The organism is Clostridium akagii DSM 12554 (assembly GCF_000686725.1).
GTDB lineage: Bacteria > Bacillota > Clostridia > Clostridiales > Clostridiaceae > Clostridium_I > Clostridium_I akagii.
Genome location: NZ_KK366009.1, coordinates 41045 through 60605, shown reverse-complemented (window position 1 = coordinate 60605; position 19561 = coordinate 41045). Strand labels below are relative to the sequence as shown.

The following is a 19561-nucleotide window of genomic DNA, read 5'->3' as shown; positions in this document are numbered from 1 at the left end:
CTATAATTTAATTTAATAGTTTTCTAACATCTTTTAGATTTCTAATAATATTATAGTCTCTATGGGTAACCTTGTTGTAGATATATATTCTCCAATCTCTACACAATACAAATGAGCTAATACCAAGTTCTATTGCTCCATCACAATTTTTTATACTATCATCAATAAAGATGGCTTCTTCAGCAGAAATTTTAAGTTCCTCAAGTGCTGTCTTATACATCAACTCATTTGGTTTTGTCACTCCCTTAACTGAAGATATAACAAACGATGAAAAATACTCCATTAAATTAGCTTTCCTAAAAACAGTCTCAAGTGATGGCCATGCATCTGATACAACTGCTAATTTGTATTTTTTACTTAATTCCGGTATGAACTTAAAAACATCCTTATAAAAACTATATTTGTAGTAGTTATACACCAAATCCTTGGCAATAGCTTGTATCTGTTTATTATGTAGTTGTAATTGAGGCATGTACTTAGAAAATATCCTGTAATATTCAACAAAATGTTTGTATTCTTCTTTTTCATTAATAATAAGATTTTGATCACTAATATATTCTCCTGCTTTTATAAATGCTTGCCTCTTTTGTGAGGCTGATATTGAATTGTAATTTTTTTTATCTACATAGCTAAAAAAATTAGGTGATATAAACCATTCACCGGTCACTGGTGCATTTAACACTGTACCTGAATCAATTAAAATGGCTTTAATTTTATGTTTATCAAAAGATAATGTTTTTTTACCTTTATTTAATTGCATTATTCTCACCTCTCGTTGTAATATAACTTATTGTACATTTTATCCTTAATGTTGTATTTGTTTTTTCTGAAAAAAATAAAGCTACAGAATCCTTGGCATTCACCCGAATTTTCTGTAGCTTTATAATTATGTTTGCTACTGCTTTTTCTCTTAGTCCAGTAACTCTATATGTTTAAATGATTCTTAATTTCCTTGTCTAGTCTATTAAGCCTACCATCCTGTATAATAGTTTTATTAGCAATATAATTAACATCATCTTTTATTTCTGATAAACCCATATTTAAATCATAAATGCCTTTTGAATTTTCTTCAACTTTACATCTTATTTCAGCAGTTATTTCGTAATTAACTTTATAACCATCCACAAGGGATTTTAACTTATCATCTATATCAACTTCTATTTTAGTATATATATTCTTTATATCTTGTTTAACACTATCCATATCATGCTTTACTTCACTCATACTTTTTTCCATTGAGTCAAAACGATTATTGATTTGTCCATACATCTTGGTTAAAAGTTCAAATGTTTTATCGCTTTCCATTTATTCACCGCCTAGCTATCATTATAAACTTTTTGTATTTTAATTTCAATTATATCTTTATCATATTTATTAGTGTCCCTTATTATAATGTTTTTATAATTATAACATTAATTTGATTTTTTTATATAACTTCCTTCTGTTTTTCTCTATTTACGAAATAATCATTATATATCATAAATTTTCTATTAATTGGTCTGTATCCTTTTTTTAATAGTGAGTGAATCCTATTAGTAGCATCTGGAATTGCTTTTGTAAGAATAGCTTCCACATTAAACACCTCGTAAAAATTTTCATTAACAGTTTCTAAAATATTTTCAATAACTAATTTTGTTTCATAATTAGTTTTCAGATCAATTCGAAGTACTCCATAGTGATTAAATTCATCCTCTTCAACTCTATGAAACATTTCGATAGTGCCAATTTTCTCCCTTGTATCATTGAAAATTATTGTCCATCTTACAAAATATTTGTTTTTATACGAAAACTCCCAAAACTCGATTGCCTGTTTCATTGTTTCAATTGTAGTATAGTGAAAATCATCTCCATCACAATTATCAGAATTCAAAAACATTACTCCTTTTTCATCTGAATAACACTCTAATAATTCCTCAGCATCATCCATCATTGTTTGCCTTAATGTTATTATGTTATTTTTATATATCGGACATTCTTCATAAATATTTCGCATTATGCCCTCCCCCAATTTCTGCAAACAATTCGCAGGTTAAATATATGGATTTAAAAATATTTGCTATTTTAGTCTTCATGAATTCTTTTTCCTCCAAACGCATGAATTGTCCTTGTACCCGCAATGCATTTTCCACCTTGCATTGTACCTTTTGGAATAAATATTTCATCACCTGCATTTAAAACAAAATCTACTCCATTCATAGTAACAGTATATTGTCCACAAACACAAACCATATACTCATCAAATTCGTGTTTATGTTCTTTAGAAATTTTATCAGAATAACATGTCCAAAAAGCCATTTGACTATCATCTTTACCCTGAAAAAAATAGCCATCAATATCTTTTGTATTTTGCTGATTACCGCTGATATGGTTATTTTCATTCTTCATAAACTCTGGAAAATCTTTCATATAATCACCCCATTATATCAAACTCATTACTTTGCACCTGCTTTTATTATTGGACCTCCAGAATTTATTATAAATCCTTTATAATCTCCGGATTTTTGTTTTTGTACAGTAACAAAACTATATCCAATTGAAGGATAAGTATCAGTTTCTTTTTCCTTTGAAACAAAATACACTTTCCAAGTATCCCACCAAGTTTTTTTTGCATCCATAATAAGTACATAATCATTACTTCTGTTTTTAAAAATATTATCTTCCTTAGATTCGTAATCAAACATACCTTGCACAGCTGCATTTATAATATCAGAATTAACACCACTTATTTTATTTAAAAAGGTAATTCTATAAGAAATGCTAATATCTTTATTTTTCTTATTTATCGTCTCCTTGGTACCCGCTTCAATTGCATTTTTCTGATAATTAATAGCTTTATAAATCCCCAATACAGACAAAGTAATTAAACATAATAAAACTACCATTATTGTTTTATTAAGTTTAATCAATTTATAATGTTTTTTATTCATAAATCAATTTTAACCTCCAGTTTTCCAAACCAAACTTCCTCAGTTTTGTCCCAAATACGATTTTGAACAAACTTAAAATAGTCTATATTTATCTATAACTTAATAATAGGTTGTTAATCATTTGTATTTTAGGTTGCATAACAATAAGATGTGATGATTGCCACTCTTCTCCTGAACCAACTAGAAATACTCTATTAAAAACCTTTTTTAAATTTGAAAAGTGTTTACAATTTTCTATTTCATCTATTCTCCAACCCGATAAAGGAAGTCCAAAATCCCCATTATTTTTATTGCATTCAGATAGTAAATAAATAATAAAGTTATCATTTAGACTATCATGCATGTTTTCTATATATTCTTGTGTTTTTATTTCAATTGCTATTCCCCTTTGCTGATGGAGTGGGCTATTTCTATGATTATTATCCCTAAATATTGATTTAAGGCTGCTATCTATATTATTTTCTTTACATAATTGCTCATATGCTAATTTTGCTTCTGGACGTAGATTACTTGCCCACACGCCATAAAACTTTTTATTATATGTAAAAGCCCTAACCTTTTCAAAAATACTTGGTATCAACCTAACTGTTGGCACGGTTATAAATTCAATTAAATTCATACCTACCTTAAGATCTATCTGAACTGGCGACTGCTGAAAATCATTATGATAAGCCATTGCCGTCAAAACCTGCACCAAATTATTTGTTTTAATAATTTCCGTACAATTACCTCTATTTATCTCTTCTAAAAATGGAGCACGAACAAATTCATAATGTATTTCATCATTATTATTTTTCCTAAACATAGCGGCTAGTATTTTCAAATCAATTTTTTCTAACATAAGATATTTTTTCCTTTCCTCTAGATTGGATTATATGGAAGGAACTTATAGCAGTGCTGGTAAATTTCAATATAATATTTATTTTGTATAATATATTCTCTCCAGAAATGATCTATTAAAGCTGAGCAATCATTCTGACTTCTTTGTAAGTTCTTCCACCCGATTCATATTTAAACACTTCTTTTTTTTCAAAACCCAATTTCGAATACAGAGCAATAGCAACTGGATTATCAACTTCAGCACTTGTATAAAGTTGTATATGACCATATTTGTTTAAAATAAATTTCATAAATTTTTGTAAAGCCACTTTCCCCATTCCTTGGTTTTGATATTTCACATCTACCATAAATCTGCTCATCGACCATCCTTTCAGTTCAACATCAAAATCGTATAAAATGAAACCAATCATTATATTTTCATTGTAAATACCTAATGGATATAAATTAGGTTCATATGCCGCTTGGACTAAAGAAAACATATTGGATGCGACAAATTTGTTCTGTTCTTCACTTAACTTAAGGTCTATACATTTCTGATAATTTGTTATATCAATTTCTTTAAACTTAATATTCATCTTGCTAATTTCACTCATTAATTTCTCCTTACGAAATATTTTTTTCTTGCAATATAGGCTTTATTCTAAACCAAATGAAAACTCTATAATGGATTTTTCATTAATATCGATATTTTCTACAAATATTTTGTCAATTACTGTCTTAAATTTTCCACTAAAACAACTTAATTCATTGATTACATTATCAAACTCTTTCTGCTCCTTCAATCTACCCACAGTTAAGTGAGGACAATATGTTATCTTCTTGATTAAAAAATTCTGTAATATCCCACTGTATAATTTATCGTGTAATTCAATTATATTGTCATTTCCCTTCTTCACATTAAGAAATAAAAAACCATCTCTAAAATCACCTGTGATATCCTTCAATTGGATATCAAACTTTTTTATTCCTTTCAATGATTCCTTAAAATGCTCATTTAACTCATTAGTGGATATATTACTTTCAAACGGGAAAACGATAGTGATATGAGGTGGGATGCACTTTACGAGTGGGTAATACTTTTCTCTTATGCTATTTATACTATTGTAGTTGTTGAATTTAGGAAATAAGATTACTGATCTTTTCAAAAAATCCCTCCTCTGTAAATGAACTTTGCTCCACAGCATATGTTGAAAGATTTACCTTAAATCTATCCTTAATCATCTTTTCATTTTACTAAAATCCCATAGCAGTTTTTACACTCTCCATTTTTTCCCTTGATGTAAGCATTTCTAAAAGTTTAAATGCCACATAAGGAGCTGTTTCTGGGCAATACGAAGTAATAATATTTTTATCAACTACAATTGGTTCATTTAAAACATTAACACCAAATTCTTTTAACTGTTTTTGCCTATATGCATCTCTTAGATGATATGTAGTAGCTTTACGATTTTTTAAAACTCCGCTTTTACCCACTGGCAACGCTGCCACACAAATAGTAGCAATAATTTTTCCTTTTGAATCAAACTTTCTTATTAAATTCAGAAAGCGCTCATCATAAGCTTCTTCATAAAATCCAAATTCTTCAAATCCACCAGGAATGGCTAGTGCATCATAGTCATCAACATTAATTTCATCTATTGTTTTATCTACTAATACAGGAATATTAAATGTACTTTTAACTTGTTTATGAAATCCACAAGTTACTACTGGAACATCATATCCATAATCATTTCTTGCCCAGCCCATAACATCTACAAATACACTAAATTCCATTGTTTCAAATCCCTTAGCTAAAAAAAGTAATGTTTTCATTTGCCGCCTCCATATTTTTATTTGATATTTTATCGTCACATAAATATCTTTCTACTCAAATAATTTAAAGCAATTTCTTTAACTCTGTTTTTAAACTCTTTTTCATTTCTTCTAGTTCTTCATCAGACGGTATATACTTTTCACTATACATTTCCTCTTTTAATAATTTCCAAACAGGTCCAGGATTTGGTGTATCCGCAGCACACCTTAGGAATAAATGCCAATGAATATATATTCCTTCTCCTTGCCCTAATAACTCATAATTTAATTTATCGGGCTTAAATGCATTGTATGTAGCCTCAGCTACTAATGACATTTCATTTAGGAACTTGTTTCTAAAAAATGTATTTCAGTAGCATGTACCTTGCATAAAAATAAAGTATATCCTTTAAAACGTTGATAATCCCCTAATATGACATAACCAGTTTCTAACTCCTTAACAAAATATCTGTTTTTACCTTCAATGGTTTCTTGAATTCTATCACATACTGTGCACATACAAATCTCCCCACTGCCGATATCGGTTCAGTTCTATATTATGATTCCAAAGCAACTTAAAATACTACTGCATCATAAATCGCATTATATACCTTAGTTAAATCGTAACATAAATATATAACTATGGAAATATCAAGATTTGAGGTGAATGCTCATAGTTCAATCCAATATCTCTGAACTAATCCTTCATCCTCGTGTACTTCATTTTCAAATATTCCACCACAAGATTTTATTGTCTTTGCAGAAGCAATATTATCAGAATCACATGTAATTAATACTTTTTTCATTTCCAATTTTCTACATTCATCCAATGTAATTTTCAGCATTTCCGTAGCATAACCTTTTCTGCGTTCAATTTTTCTTACACTATAGCCAATATGCCCTCCGTAATTATATAAATATTCATTTAATGAATGCCTTAGATTAATCATACCAACTAAACTGTTATCTTCTTCCCTTATTGCCAGGAACACATTTGCAGTTACCTCAGTATGTTTTGTATTCTCTTTTTCGTTATCTAGTACAAACTTTATCCATTCTTCATAAACATCATAGTTTTGCAAATATGATGCTCCCGCCATATCATCACCGTTTTCCATAAATCCTTTTTTGTACTCTAAAACCTGCTCTTTATATTCCATAGATGGTCTTAATAATCTCATAACATTCCTCCCTAGTATTATTTTATGAGGTGCAAAGATAATTGTTTTTAATATATTCCATCCATTTACTTTGCATTTTTTTCTCTGTTATACCAAAAATATCTACAAAGTTATTTGGTTTTTTTATTAAATCATATAGCTTATTGTAACCAAACTCTTCAATTATTGATTCTATTATGGTGTATGAGTATTGATACCCATTGAGCTTAAAAAACGTTTCATAATCCTCGCCAGTATCTAGATCTTTGAATGTAGGAATACAATTTTTTAGTAATCCATTCTTAACGGTTTCCCTTATCCATTTTGCATCATTATCTTTTGCTTCATAACCAGCGATTCCCTCATTAAGCCATCTTGGTGTATTCTCATTTATTTTATTTACTATTATATGAGTAAACTCATGGACCGCTGTATTTAACACGTTATCGAAATTTGAGCCTGGTGGTGGATTTAAAGGAGATGCTATTATAATTTTACCACCACCGATTCCACCTCTTATCCAATCCGGTGCATTGGATAATCCTAAAGCAGTATGAAGCTCGTTACGGCCTGAATAAATCTCAATAGTTATTTTTTCTTGCAATTTTTGCTTATAATTTGTTGTAATTCTCCTATAATTATCTTCGAGAACATGTGCTACTGTATGGAGGCATGTCCTGTCTATTTCTGCATTATAAATTATAAAATGCTCAGTTTCTTTTCCTAAATTTAATTTATAATCTACCATTAATTCATCAACTTTACTCATCATTTTAACATCATTCAAATTTGGATTTTTATCTATGTACCACTGGTATGTTTGCTTTAATCCCTTTTCCAGTGAAATTGTAGGAATATACAAACCGTCTTCTATCAATTTTTTTATATCAAGCATGTATGTTACATCTCTAAAAGGGAAATATGACCTTGACGCCAATTTTATTCGGTTTATATCTATTTTTTTTATGATAGGACTTTTACCTACAACTTCGCCACATTTTGTTATAAAAGTTCCCCAAGAAACTATTTCTGGATTTGTAACATTGTATATCTTTGAAACATTTTTGTTATTCATTGAACTTTCAAATACTCTAATCAAATCATCAATATGTATGAATTGAGTTGTAATACTATTTCCAAAAGGTAACGGAATAGCTTTATTATTTCTAATCCTATCAAAAAAATATGCTTCTCTATATAAATTATTATTTTCACCATAAATATATGTAGGTCTAAAAATCATGTATGGAAGTCCGCTATTTATAACAAGATCCTCTGCTTCTTTTTTATTAACACCATACTTTCCCCAGTTAGGGTTTTCTCCTTTTTCAAAGCATTCTTGTATAAGAACATTACTTGGCTTATATACTGCTCCTGATGAGCAAAATATATACTTTTTTAATAGGCTATTACAAGTTGAACTTAACAAAACCTCCACATCATATTTTGTATATGCAGATATATCAAAAATGAATTCATATTTTCTTCCCTTTAAAACTTCTTGCATTTCCTTCCTTGATTTCCTATCACAAATCAAATGTTCTCTAAATCCATCATAATCTATTTTTTTATTTCCTCTTGTAAGAATATCAACATTATAACCTTGTTCAATAAGATATTTCGCCAAAGAACTACTTACAAACGTAGTTCCTCCCATAACCAAAATAGACTTCATTTAAACACTCCTTCTACTATTTGAATACCATTATTACATAAGGTGTTACAAATTATTAAATTTTCTATTCAAATAGTTCGTTTACAATTGGGATAATATTAATTAGTGGTTCTTCATAAGGATGAATTTCTTTTATAACTTTAATGGCATTCTTAACGTATTCTCTGTTACATCTTATTTCAATCTTACATTCTTCGCCCTCAGATATTTTACCAACTTCACCATTAAAGGGATCCGAGCCTTCTAATGGTCTCCAATATCCTCTTACCCTTGTTATAGATATAACATTATCATAATTCCCAACTTTACCTGCCTTTATTTTATTAAGTTCATTTCTTAATTTTATGATATATTCTTCTGGAACATACATTTCAATTTTCACTTCTTTAAATTCCATTATAATGATCTCTCCTTTCATTTTCTTCGCTGTATATCTTTGATATATTACATCCAATCCAGTACCCCATAAAATTAAATGATATACCCAATGCTCAGTTTATTAACATTAACGAAGAGTATCTACTATCATTTTTTAGCCTATGATCTCAATACGTTTTGTAGTGATTCGAACATTTTTTCTTTTCTGCTTCATCATTAAACTTACCAAAATAGTCCAGTATTTCTATAGAAAAATCTATAAAGGCATTTCCCACCGCCGTAATAATATTATTATCTCTCACTACATTTTCATTTACATAGGTATCCCTTGGAAATGGATCTTCTTGTACCATAGGAAAATATTCCTTAAGCTTATCTTCAGTTAAAGCAGTGGTATATTTTTTCTCTTTTAATATACCTGCTCTAGCTAAATACTGTGGGCCTGCACATATTGCAGATAATAGTTTTCCTTGATCATTTAGTTTATTTATGAGCTCTGTTAACTCACGTCTTTGCTCGTCATTTAAACCATCAACATCTTTATACTCCACAGCTTCTTTAACTGTAGTTATTGGATAATAGCACATACCCGAAGTACTTTTTATAACCTTAATTTCATAAGCAATTGGAACTATTTCTTTACCTATTAAATGACAAGCTAATGTCATTTCAAAATCCACCATATTATCATAAATAAAGCATAAAATTTTTCCCATTAAATAGTCATACTCCTTTACAAACCATATATCACCTATTTTATATTAACCTTTATTGACAATTATACATTTATTGTCTGCCTAATTTCAACATATTATCAATAATCACTCATTTATGATGAACTTTATACCTTTTAAAATCACTATTGTGGAAGTTCTTTATCCCGTAAATCAAAAAAGTATTCAATAGTTTCTTTATCCTTTGAGCTTCCATAGAGGTTAACGCTAAAAGTAATACTGTCATAATCAACTGATGGTATTATGGCAACTTTGAATAATCATTAATCAATTTATGGATTTCATTCAATAGAACAGGAAAATCAGTATATCCATCACGAGCAATAAAATGTTTGCCTGATGAAAGAATAATAAGATTTGCATCTAGGGCTTTTGCTAGTTTTTGTGTAGCTTCGGTTGGAACAATATCATCATCTGTTGCAGTAATAACAATTCTTGATGAAATGAGACTTTTTATTCTTGCAATATCAAGTGATTCATCTAAAAATTCTTGAATGCCTTCTGTTTGGACATCCATTGGATTTTCATTTATGAACCCCGACGCAAGTATTGTACCTTTGATTTTTATGCTTTTTTCTAGAATATAACGCAGTGCCGTAACACATCCAAGACTATGACCAATAAATATCGTATTTTCATCAATATCTAAAATATTTTTACGAAGATGTTTAAGCCAGGGTTCAAGATGTGGATCACTGGAATTAGGCATATTAAGAATATGAATTTTAACATTACTATTTTTAAACTGATCTTTCAGCCATGGAAACCACTCTGCCTTACTGGAAGATGTATAACCATGGATAACATAGATATTAGTACTTTTCATTTTATCATTTCTCCTAATTATATGAATATTTCATTTATTGCTGATGCAATATAACTAAGGGTTTTCATTATATTTATTAAAACTACTCAGCTAAAAAATCAGATATCATTTTTATAAAATTGGTTTTCCATTTTGATTACCTGTCTTAACCAAATGAGTTTTTCCAAACCTTGTATCCACATAAATATCTTCAAATTCTATATTTAATGCTAAAACTTGCTTGTCATACATTTTCCTAACTATTTTCTCGCCTTTTGCACTTTTATAAACAGACTTGCTCATATTCAAACCTCTATAAATTTGACAATTTAGTAGGGTATAATAATACTACAATTGAAGATATTGTCCCAATGCATGCTCCAAGAATTAATGGACAGATAATAAATCGTTGAAAAATAGTGTTTTGCCTTAACTTATCAGTAATTAAAACACCCAAAATAGAAGCCAAAAACAGTCCAACTATATATGTAATTCGATAAGAATTAGAGACTTTAAGTGATGATCTACAATTACTACATTCATATGATTTATGTCCTAATATCTTTGTTTTATCAGTCATTTCATATTTACAAACTGGGCATTTCATTTTAAACATTCTTTCCCTCCTAGCCATCTTAAACATGGCACATTATTTTACCTTTGCGCCTTAAAATATAAAAATACTATATAAAATATTGTTAATGAAAAACGATTTTATTTGGAAATCGCACAGTAAAAAGCTATCGTTATCTAGCTATCCTAGAACCACTTCCACCTAATGAAATTGATGCACCAAGCATAAATCCCAAATCATATAAACGACCTCTATTATTGGTTTCATAAATACGTACATTGACGTTAAATATACTAATTATAAATGTAATTGGTGCGATTAATCCATGCCATAAACCAGCCCAAAATCCAGCACGCTTAGCATTGGGTAACTTATACTTTGAATTTTGTCCCGCAACTGCAAGTATATTTGTCATAATACCATTCATCTCCTTTTAACTAATTATTTAAATTATATTACCTAACTTCAAAAAAGAATTACATTAAAATTAGTTTCATACATATCTCCGCTATTGAAGATATTTCCAGTAACATTTATGATACAACTCTCAACAAATCACCTCTTCAACCTTCTTAATAATAGCCTCTATACTTGGAAACAGGCTTGGATATTTAGTCTCTTTATTTTCAACAAAAATTACCCCATCTTCTTTAAGTATTTTTACATTTCTTTGTACACTTGGTTTACTGTACATTGTGGGATTAATATGAGTTGCAAAAATAATAGGCGCCTTAGTTGATAATAAATTTGTAGTAAGCATATTATCTGCTATTCCATTTGCTGCCTTTCCAATGGTATTAGCAGAAACGGGTGCAACAAGCATTAAATCAGCCTTATATGACAGTGACTGGTGATTCATATCATAAGCTTTGGGAAGTTCAAACTGTTCAATCTGGATTGGTGTTCCTGCCTCTCTCTGCACCATAAGTGGTGTAACAAAATTAACTGCATTTGTAGTCATAACAACATGTACTTCAGCCCCTCGTTTTTTTAATTCCTTAATTAATATAAGTGACTTATCTGCTGGACTACATGCTGTGATTCCTAAAGTTATTATTTTTCCAGATAACATATTTATCCCTCCATTTTTATATTATTTTTACTATTATGTATTAACCTTACGCACTAAGTATACAATTATCATCAGTTGAATTTCAACAGGCAATTAATATAATGTTTATATTGTTGTTTTAAAAAGTATTTACAACTCAGGTATAAATATGTATAATAATATCATCACGTTATATATCGAAGTGATATATAACGTGATGATATCAATTTTAATATATGAAAGGAGTTAACTTTAATGATTGAATTCATAATACTTGGTTTCCTTATGACCAGGAACATGACTGGCTACGATATTAAACAGACAATGAACATAAGTACCTCAAATTTTATGGATGCTAGTTTTGGCAGCATTTACCCATCCTTAAAAAGATTAGTACAAAAAAAGTTAATATATCTTGAGGAAATCGCAACCAATGGTAAATTGAAAAAAATATACTCTATAACAGATCAAGGTAAAGAAGAATTTATTATATGGCTAAAATCCCCAATAGAAGTTTCTAAGACCAATACTACAAGTGCATTATCTAAAATATTTTTTTTTGATAACCTAAATAATGAAGAGATAACTAATTCAATAAATACATATATAAATGATTTAACTAAATTGAAAAATAATTTATTAGATGTAAAGGAAATGCTTAAAAAGCATGATAATAACTTCGAAATTTCCACACTGAATTTTGGGTTAGATTTCTATGACTTCACTATAAATTGGTACAAAAATTATTTGGACAGTGTAAATAAAAAACTATAAAAAGAAAACTATACCAGGGGGAAAATTATGAAAACTACAATTTATTATTTTTCTGGAACAGGAAACTCATTAAAAGTAGCGAAGAATTTAGCTGAGAAGTTAGGACATACAGAAGTCATACCAATTACTAGTGCTATAAAAGAAAATAGTGGGATTTTATTTTCTTCAGAAAGAGTTGGTATTGTTTATCCTGTGTATATTTGGGGTATTCCTCAAATAGTATCTAAATTCATTAAAAAAATATCAAAAACAAATAAGATTAATTATTTGTTTGCTATAGCTACTAATCATACACAAGTAGCTGGTTCTTTAATGATATTAGCTAATAGACTTCGTTCTAGAAGGTTAAAACTTTCAGCAGGATTTTCAGTAATTATGCCTAATAGTTATACACTTTCACAAAAGGAACATTCTATGGATAACTTAAAACCTTTATTTACTGCCTCAGAAAAAAGATTGGACGAAATATCATTACTTATAAAAGATGAAAATGAATGTGAAATTGAAAGAGGTCCTCTCAATCAACGTATTATAAATACTGGACTTATTAATCACTTTGTATCTTTTATTTTTCCATGGCTGGACATACCTTTTTCCACTGATAATAAATGTATTTCATGTGGATTGTGTGAAAAAATATGCCCAGTTCAGAATATTAAATTAAGAAAGGGTAAACCTGTTTGGCTGCATAAATGTGAACAATGTTTTCGATGTATAAATTTATGCCCCCAGCAATCAATACAATATTTAAATAAAACTTCTGGCAAATTCAGATATAAAAATCCTTATGTTAACTTAGATGATTTGATAAAAAAATAATTCAAATAGGAGATGTTTTTATATGAAAATCATAGTATTAAATGGAAGTCCTAAAGGTGACCTCAGTGCTACAATGCAGTATATTAAATATATTCAAAAAAAATTTAGCCAACATGAATTAAAAATAATTAATATTGCTGAAAGAATTGGTCAGATAGAAAAAGATAAAAAAGTTTTTGATGATATCATTAATGAAATTAAGAGCAGTGATGGAGTTATTTGGGGATTTCCTCTTTATTTTTTCCTTGTTTCTTCACAATATAAAAGATTTATAGAATTAATTTTTGAAAGAAATGTAGAAGCTGCCTTTAAGGGAATATATACTTCAATTTTAGCTACATCAGTTAAGTTACTTGACCATACTGCAATAAATTATATGAATTCTATTTGTGATGATTTAAATATGAACTATGTAGATTACTTCTCAGCACATATGGACGATTTAGAAAAAGAAAGTGAAAGAAAAAATTTGTTACAATTTGCCCAGAACTATTTTGATGCAATAGAAAATAGAAGAGTCACTTTTAAAAATTATAGCTCAATAAACTATTCGCCAATACAATATAATTCCGAAACAAATTCTGGTAAAATAGATGTTTTGAGTAAAAAAATGGTTATAGTAACTGATTCTTTAGAAGACAGTAATTTAAAAAACATGATAGAACAATTTAGAAACTCATTCTCTAGTAATATCGAGCTAATAAGTCTTAAAGATATAGATATAAAAGGCGGGTGCCTAGGATGCATAAGGTGTGGATACGATTTTACATGTGCTTACACTGGTAAAGATGGTTTTATTGACTTTTATAATAGCAAAATGAAGACTGCTGATATAATAATCTTTGCTGGCACCATTAAAGACAGGTATTTATCTTCTATCTGGAAAAGATACTTTGATAGATCATTTTTTAATGCACACACACCCTCTCTTTCTGGCAAGCAACTAGGATTTATAATATCCGGTCCTCTAAGGCAGATACCTAATTTAATGGAAATGCTAGAAGGATATGCACAATGGCAGATGTCAAACATAGTAGGATTTGTAACTGATGAGCAAAAAACATCTAAGGAAATTGATGAACAGTTATATTCTTTAGCACTGAATGTTACTCATTTTTCAATTATGGATTACCATAAGCCTTATACCTTTCTTGGAACAGGTTTTTGGAAGATAGCTAGAGATGAAATATGGGGAAATTTAAGATTCCCGTTTATCGCTGACTATAAGGCTTACAGGGAACTTAATATATATGATTTTCCCCAAAAGAACTATAAATCTAGGATAAAAAACTTAATATTGATTCTAATGGTTAAAATTCCAGCTATAAGAAAAGAAACTTATGCAAATAGATTAAAACCTAACATAATTGCTTCCTTAAAGAAAATTGTAGAAGATCCAAACTTATAATCCAGATAAAAACAGTGAATTTGATTTTTCCAATTCTAAAGGAAGCATTTCTACCTCCTCAATTAGTGAATAATGTAACGTAATTTATTTTAGTGTGCGTCCATTATAACATTTAAGTGGACGTTCTTCTACTCCTATCATACAATAATTACAGTTTATACACCTTGATCCATTTTGCTTACCTTCACTAAATTTTCTGATATTTCTATCTTGAATTTTTCATAAGAGAAAATAAATTCTTTCTTTTATTGTCATTTTATTTATAAGGAAAGTAATGTGGGATTTTAGATTGAAATTCTTTTAACCTTACTATATGATTATCACCATTAAATTCAATCAGTGATACACCATCAAATTCTCCTATATTTCCATCATATTCACATTTGAAATACCATTCAACTGCAATCATATTTCCTTCATGAATAAATTGCTTTATATCCCACACTTTTACTGTTCCTCTTTTATTCCACTCTTCAAACCATTTTTGAATAACTTCTACTCCAATGTACTCAGGTCCATAACATTCACTGTAGATTGCTTTTGAATCAAAAATTTCTTTTAATAGCAAACCATTCTTATTTAACCAAGACTGAAAATAGTTTTTAATAATTTTTTCTCGTTCCATAATCAGATTCACCTTCCTCCATCCAGTCTTTTGATTTTATTTGTAAATTCCACTACATCCTGATTAATAAATTCTACATTTTCATTCTTGCCTTTTTCTGATTTAGAAAATACATAACACTTTTTATTCTTATAAGGAAATTCACCTTTTTCTTTCTCAATAATCCAGTCATAAGTTCTTCTACCAATTAGAATAGTATCAACTGTGTTGTAGAATTCAGAATATCCATTATCTCCTTCACCTTCAGTTTTAAACAACCATTCCAAAGAATCATCTTCTGTCGCTATGTAACCATCTAAACTTGTTGCAATATATAAAACTAACTTTCTATTGTTAGACATATATAAACCTCCATATTTATAAAATTCAATCTAATTATAAAATATATTTAGTGAACAATAATTTACGATTGGCCAATAATAAATTAATATGATGTCTTAAATACGCTTACTTTTATTACTATAATTATTAGTCGGGTAGGAATGGAGTCTTATGCATCTTTCCACCTAATAACCAGTCTTTCGTGTTTTCACGCACCCGGCTCAAACCACTATTTACCTCGAGCAAACTGAAAATCAAATTTAACTTATATTTACCTAATATAATGGATAGTTATATACTTCTGATTGGGAAAAATAAATACAATTGCCCATTTTCTTTAGGGCAATTATAATCAACTACATCACTTTCTAAATATAACCCTTTTGTAAAATTGTCTTCCCAAGGTTTGAAATTTCTTGAAATATCACTCATTAATCCCCAAACACCTAAAATATTTCCTTTTCATCTTTCTTTTCCATAAATTCAATCTCATCAAAACGATTATCGGCATTTTCCCATAACTTTTTTAGTTCCCCTTTTTTTAACAATCAAATTGAAATGTTTAGACATATTTTCTGTATTTTTCAGGTTATACTCTGTTTGTTCCACAGGTATGTTAATAAAATCAAATTCAACAAAATATTTTCTTATATCTTCAATATCAACATAAAAATGAGGAACATTCATTTCTGTGTCATCTTCATCTCTCAAGATAGTATTATTATCAATATGTTTATACAGATCAGCATTTTGATATGTCAAACTATCTTTTGAGAGTAGGGTAATAAATAATTCTCCTTTGTTTTTTAATACTCTCTTTATTTCTTCAAGGGATTTAATAAACCCTTGAGTATCTGCATGATAGATAACATTGTAAGCTATTATACAATCAAATGTACCATTAGCAAATGGTAGGTTAAGCATGTCGCATACGTCTGCTGTAATATTTAAACGTTCTTTCTCTGCCCAGTTTTTTAAGTGATTTACAGCATAATCGGATAAGTCTACAGAATTCACTTCAAATCCTTTTTGTGCAAAATAAATTGAGTGTCTCCCCAATCCGCATCCTAAATCAAGAAACTTTTTAAATCCTTTTGATTTCCATGATTCAGTTAAATAACATGACTCTATTGTTGGAATTAACCATTGGTTACTTTCATTTTTGCTCCAATCCCAAGCTTTTGATTCAGTCATATATTCTCCTCCTTTTTTAGCAATAGTGCCTTCATATAGTAATGATTTTATTATCTTTATAAAAAGTATTAAGCTTTTACGCAAAAAAACAATATATAAATTATTTAAATTACATTAACTACATTAAACCCTTGTTTTTCAGCTTTCTCCACGAAATTTTCTCCATCGATATGAATACAATAGACTTGTTTTCTATATTTTTTAGGAATAATTTCACTTAAAACCCTTAGTGATGTGTGTACATTACCCTTAAAGTCCTTAAGGCACGTATCATGATATATTATATTACCTAACTTCAAAAAAGGGATTACGTCAAAATTAGTTTCATATGTATCTCCACTATAAAAAATATCATTTCCCTCATAAAATTTTAATGTATAAGAATATGTATTAATTGTTTTAGAATGCTTAGTTAGTGAAGGGAAAATCTCCAAATCCAAAGAATCTATTTTTCTATTTTTAGTATCCATTATCATAAAACTCTCGTCTTCAATCAAGCCAAGAAGTTCTAAAAAACTCCTTACTTTATCTTTTTCATAAAAATAAACGTTTGTTACTATCTTGTACTTCCAATAGCAAAATCCAATGAAACTGGCTAAGGAACCTACATGATCTGAGTGCATATGTGTAATTAATACATGAATATATTTTACTCTCGCAATTAAATTTTTTTCTACAATTGTTTTAAATACAGATTCCCCACAATCTATAAGTAATAATGTCTCATTCTTTTTCAAATAAGCAGAGGTATTTCCTTCTTTAGTATTATATCCTGATCCTCTCCCTAAAAAATATAATTTATTCACAACATCACTCCTTGTATATTTACATTAATATGGTAACATTTAGTGTTTCATTTCAAATTCCGTTTTCCACTTGTCATTTTTCAGCCAGTTGAACAACTGTTTAGATTGAATATAACTTTTTTTCCCATCATTATTAAGTTGAAGTACATCTCTAATATATTGAATATTAAGAGCATTCTTTGAACCAAGATAGAAAGCTGGTTGTATAGTTATATTAACTTTATTTGAATAAGATATATTAAGTATTGAAGGTCCGACATTTGCTTTAAATAAAGCAACATTTTGTGATTTTGGGATTTTGCCTCTGTATATTGTGGCTCCATGTAGCCAATATGTAATTTCACTCAAAGTAATTTTTTGATTTCTTGGCGCCCATGAAAATGCGGCAGGCGAATCATCTACTAAACTAACAACTCCCCCCCTTGCTATACTTTTAAGTTCCATGGTAGAAATCACCCTAGCATTATCGGTAACTTGCTGCACAGATTTTGAAGAATCATTCTCTTTACTATGTTTTGCCACATAACCTGCTATGAAAATTAGAGATATTATTAATATCAAAACACAATATATTATAGTTTTTTTATTACTAGCCATATAACCCCCAATTAAATATCATAGTTCCTATAATTAATTCATAATTATTTACACAATTACTATTTTAAAATAAGCATTTATATATTTTTTAATATTATTAAACTCAAGCCTAAATACTCCATTAATACTATTTTCATAACTTATGTTTTTTATTATTTCACATCCATAATAATATCCTGTTCTATAAGACGTGAATTTTTGAGTTTTGACACAAAATAATTTATTATATATGCTATTATCAAATTCTTCATCATCAATTATTTTTTTAAGATTTATCCCCATATTTGTTTTCATTTTTTTGCAATTAGTAATCCATTCACCAACTTCATTATTCTCTAACAATCCAAACCAATATGCTGAATTTTCCGGTATGCCAAATAGTATCATACTCATATATGTAGCCATACCTTCTACAATTAATGTTCTAAAATATTTATCATCAATTAAATTATAATTATCTGGATAGAACTCTTTATTTAAATCATAATGTGCTGCGTGAATCATTTCGTGTGACATAAAAGCATCTAAATTATATTTTCCCTTAGAACGTAGCATGATTGCTTTTAAATCAACAAAAACATAAGAGTAGTTATTTATAATTATACTATGTCCATCTATAACCCCGTCTCCAATAAAAATTATTAGTCCAATATCATTTTTAAATCCATTTTTTTCCATCATATTGGCCATTTTTTTGAATTTAATAATTAGAGTGTTTGATAAGTTAATTACATCGTCAATATCTAAATCAGTTTGTAGAGAACTCATAATATCTTGGTCAAATGGTTTTTTATAACAAAATACTTTAAAATATTCTTTAAAAAAAACTTCTTGATCGATTATTTCATTTATATTATTGGATCTCATTTCCTTAATTGCTAGATTCATTATTTTATTTTCCATAAGATTCTCCTACTAATAAAATCTAAAATTACATATATATGTTGATTTTAATATTACACAGAATTTATAAAGATGCAATGCTCAATCAAATTTTAGTATATGATATAAAATATCCTTTTATTTCATATCATATCATTTATTACAAATAATCTCTATATAAGCGACAAATTTTATTTGGC

The 19561-nt window shown here is 28.6% G+C and carries 30 protein-coding genes; 3 read left to right on the top strand and 27 right to left on the bottom strand.

Features of this window, described 5'->3' with window-relative positions:
• Nucleotides 1-7: 7 nt before the first annotated feature.
• The 20 genes from BR66_RS0121295 to BR66_RS0121195 all read right to left on the bottom strand — a co-directional run bounded on the left by BR66_RS0121295 (nucleotide 8) and on the right by BR66_RS0121195 (nucleotide 11956).
• Entirely contained in the window at nucleotides 8-760 is a 753-nt protein-coding gene (locus BR66_RS0121295) for an HAD-IA family hydrolase (protein ID WP_035796851.1), read from the bottom strand.
• 164 nt (nucleotides 761-924) lie between these two features.
• Complete coding sequence (locus BR66_RS0121290; RefSeq protein WP_026884727.1) at nucleotides 925-1305, bottom strand: hypothetical protein; 381 nt, start codon at nucleotides 1303-1305, stop codon at nucleotides 925-927.
• A gap of 121 nt (nucleotides 1306-1426) precedes the next feature.
• A complete protein-coding gene (locus tag BR66_RS0121285) occupies nucleotides 1427-1993 on the bottom strand; it encodes a GNAT family N-acetyltransferase (protein WP_026884726.1) in 567 nt (188 codons plus the stop codon).
• A gap of 68 nt (nucleotides 1994-2061) precedes the next feature.
• The gene (locus BR66_RS0121275; RefSeq protein WP_026884725.1) at nucleotides 2062-2406 is read right to left on the bottom strand and encodes a cupin domain-containing protein; all 345 of its coding nucleotides are present in this window, start codon (nucleotides 2404-2406) and stop codon (nucleotides 2062-2064) included.
• Between the two features lie 26 nt (nucleotides 2407-2432).
• The gene (locus tag BR66_RS0121270) at nucleotides 2433-2927 is read right to left on the bottom strand and encodes an SH3 domain-containing protein (protein WP_026884724.1); all 495 of its coding nucleotides are present in this window, start codon (nucleotides 2925-2927) and stop codon (nucleotides 2433-2435) included.
• Nucleotides 2928-3015: 88 nt separating this feature from the next.
• A complete protein-coding gene (locus BR66_RS0121265) occupies nucleotides 3016-3768 on the bottom strand; it encodes a hypothetical protein (protein ID WP_026884723.1) in 753 nt (250 codons plus the stop codon).
• A gap of 115 nt (nucleotides 3769-3883) precedes the next feature.
• A complete protein-coding gene (locus BR66_RS0121260; RefSeq protein ID WP_242841200.1) occupies nucleotides 3884-4360 on the bottom strand; it encodes a GNAT family N-acetyltransferase in 477 nt (158 codons plus the stop codon).
• Nucleotides 4361-4402: 42 nt separating this feature from the next.
• Complete coding sequence (locus BR66_RS0121255; protein WP_026884721.1) at nucleotides 4403-4912, bottom strand: 2'-5' RNA ligase family protein; 510 nt, start codon at nucleotides 4910-4912, stop codon at nucleotides 4403-4405.
• 88 nt (nucleotides 4913-5000) lie between these two features.
• Nucleotides 5001-5579 carry a DJ-1/PfpI family protein gene (locus BR66_RS0121250; protein WP_026884720.1) on the bottom strand — a complete coding sequence of 193 codons (579 nt, stop codon included), beginning with the start codon at nucleotides 5577-5579 and terminating at the stop codon, nucleotides 5001-5003.
• A 64-nt stretch (nucleotides 5580-5643) separates the two neighbouring features.
• Entirely contained in the window at nucleotides 5644-5895 is a 252-nt protein-coding gene (locus BR66_RS26725) for an HIT family protein (protein ID WP_341350086.1), read from the bottom strand.
• A gap of 5 nt (nucleotides 5896-5900) precedes the next feature.
• Nucleotides 5901-6077 (bottom strand): HIT family protein, encoded by a 177-nt coding sequence (locus BR66_RS26720; protein WP_341350085.1) that lies wholly within the window; start codon nucleotides 6075-6077, stop codon nucleotides 5901-5903.
• Between the two features lie 152 nt (nucleotides 6078-6229).
• On the bottom strand, nucleotides 6230-6739 hold the full coding sequence (locus BR66_RS0121240; protein ID WP_026884719.1) for a GNAT family N-acetyltransferase: 510 nt from the start codon (nucleotides 6737-6739) through the stop codon (nucleotides 6230-6232).
• A gap of 22 nt (nucleotides 6740-6761) precedes the next feature.
• A complete protein-coding gene (locus tag BR66_RS25410; protein ID WP_084156578.1) occupies nucleotides 6762-8393 on the bottom strand; it encodes an NAD-dependent epimerase/dehydratase family protein in 1632 nt (543 codons plus the stop codon).
• A 64-nt stretch (nucleotides 8394-8457) separates the two neighbouring features.
• Nucleotides 8458-8790 (bottom strand): divalent cation tolerance protein CutA, encoded by a 333-nt coding sequence (cutA, locus tag BR66_RS0121225; protein ID WP_026884718.1) that lies wholly within the window; start codon nucleotides 8788-8790, stop codon nucleotides 8458-8460.
• 148 nt (nucleotides 8791-8938) lie between these two features.
• The gene (locus BR66_RS0121220) at nucleotides 8939-9487 is read right to left on the bottom strand and encodes a DJ-1/PfpI family protein (protein ID WP_026884717.1); all 549 of its coding nucleotides are present in this window, start codon (nucleotides 9485-9487) and stop codon (nucleotides 8939-8941) included.
• A 259-nt stretch (nucleotides 9488-9746) separates the two neighbouring features.
• On the bottom strand, nucleotides 9747-10331 hold the full coding sequence (locus BR66_RS0121215) for an RBBP9/YdeN family alpha/beta hydrolase (RefSeq protein WP_026884716.1): 585 nt from the start codon (nucleotides 10329-10331) through the stop codon (nucleotides 9747-9749).
• 111 nt (nucleotides 10332-10442) lie between these two features.
• Nucleotides 10443-10613, bottom strand: coding sequence for a hypothetical protein (locus BR66_RS25910; protein ID WP_156946347.1), 171 nt, complete (start codon nucleotides 10611-10613; stop codon nucleotides 10443-10445).
• Between the two features lie 10 nt (nucleotides 10614-10623).
• Nucleotides 10624-10926 (bottom strand): hypothetical protein, encoded by a 303-nt coding sequence (locus BR66_RS0121205; RefSeq protein WP_026884715.1) that lies wholly within the window; start codon nucleotides 10924-10926, stop codon nucleotides 10624-10626.
• 130 nt (nucleotides 10927-11056) lie between these two features.
• The gene (locus BR66_RS0121200) at nucleotides 11057-11299 is read right to left on the bottom strand and encodes a hypothetical protein (RefSeq protein WP_156946346.1); all 243 of its coding nucleotides are present in this window, start codon (nucleotides 11297-11299) and stop codon (nucleotides 11057-11059) included.
• A gap of 132 nt (nucleotides 11300-11431) precedes the next feature.
• A complete protein-coding gene (locus BR66_RS0121195) occupies nucleotides 11432-11956 on the bottom strand; it encodes a flavoprotein (protein ID WP_026884713.1) in 525 nt (174 codons plus the stop codon).
• Nucleotides 11957-12190: 234 nt separating this feature from the next.
• Here BR66_RS0121195 and BR66_RS0121190 point away from each other — a divergent pair, with 234 nt between their 5' ends.
• Genes BR66_RS0121190 through BR66_RS0121180 form a run of 3 tightly spaced genes read left to right on the top strand, consistent with a single transcriptional unit; the run spans nucleotide 12191 to nucleotide 14936 of the window.
• Nucleotides 12191-12709 (top strand): PadR family transcriptional regulator, encoded by a 519-nt coding sequence (locus BR66_RS0121190; protein WP_026884712.1) that lies wholly within the window; start codon nucleotides 12191-12193, stop codon nucleotides 12707-12709.
• Between the two features lie 27 nt (nucleotides 12710-12736).
• Entirely contained in the window at nucleotides 12737-13528 is a 792-nt protein-coding gene (locus tag BR66_RS0121185; protein ID WP_026884711.1) for an EFR1 family ferrodoxin, read from the top strand.
• Nucleotides 13529-13550: 22 nt separating this feature from the next.
• A complete protein-coding gene (locus BR66_RS0121180; RefSeq protein ID WP_026884710.1) occupies nucleotides 13551-14936 on the top strand; it encodes an NAD(P)H-dependent oxidoreductase in 1386 nt (461 codons plus the stop codon).
• A gap of 256 nt (nucleotides 14937-15192) precedes the next feature.
• On the opposite strand, the gene BR66_RS0121175 is transcribed toward BR66_RS0121180, so the two are convergent.
• The 7 genes from BR66_RS0121175 to BR66_RS0121145 all read right to left on the bottom strand — a co-directional run bounded on the left by BR66_RS0121175 (nucleotide 15193) and on the right by BR66_RS0121145 (nucleotide 19382).
• Nucleotides 15193-15561: a nuclear transport factor 2 family protein gene (locus BR66_RS0121175; protein ID WP_026884709.1), complete on the bottom strand. Its 369-nt coding sequence runs from the start codon at nucleotides 15559-15561 to the stop codon at nucleotides 15193-15195.
• Between the two features lie 8 nt (nucleotides 15562-15569).
• On the bottom strand, nucleotides 15570-15902 hold the full coding sequence (locus tag BR66_RS24475; protein ID WP_035796886.1) for a dihydrofolate reductase family protein: 333 nt from the start codon (nucleotides 15900-15902) through the stop codon (nucleotides 15570-15572).
• A 271-nt stretch (nucleotides 15903-16173) separates the two neighbouring features.
• Nucleotides 16174-16314, bottom strand: a complete 141-nt coding sequence (locus BR66_RS26535; protein ID WP_242841199.1) for a hypothetical protein — start codon at nucleotides 16312-16314, stop codon at nucleotides 16174-16176.
• Between the two features lie 69 nt (nucleotides 16315-16383).
• Nucleotides 16384-17076 (bottom strand): class I SAM-dependent methyltransferase, encoded by a 693-nt coding sequence (locus BR66_RS0121160; RefSeq protein WP_026884708.1) that lies wholly within the window; start codon nucleotides 17074-17076, stop codon nucleotides 16384-16386.
• 104 nt (nucleotides 17077-17180) lie between these two features.
• Complete coding sequence (locus BR66_RS0121155; protein WP_026884707.1) at nucleotides 17181-17882, bottom strand: MBL fold metallo-hydrolase; 702 nt, start codon at nucleotides 17880-17882, stop codon at nucleotides 17181-17183.
• 39 nt (nucleotides 17883-17921) lie between these two features.
• Nucleotides 17922-18479: a hypothetical protein gene (locus BR66_RS0121150; RefSeq protein ID WP_026884706.1), complete on the bottom strand. Its 558-nt coding sequence runs from the start codon at nucleotides 18477-18479 to the stop codon at nucleotides 17922-17924.
• 48 nt (nucleotides 18480-18527) lie between these two features.
• Nucleotides 18528-19382 (bottom strand): DUF2268 domain-containing putative Zn-dependent protease, encoded by an 855-nt coding sequence (locus tag BR66_RS0121145; RefSeq protein ID WP_026884705.1) that lies wholly within the window; start codon nucleotides 19380-19382, stop codon nucleotides 18528-18530.
• Between the last annotated feature and the right edge of the window lie 179 nt (nucleotides 19383-19561).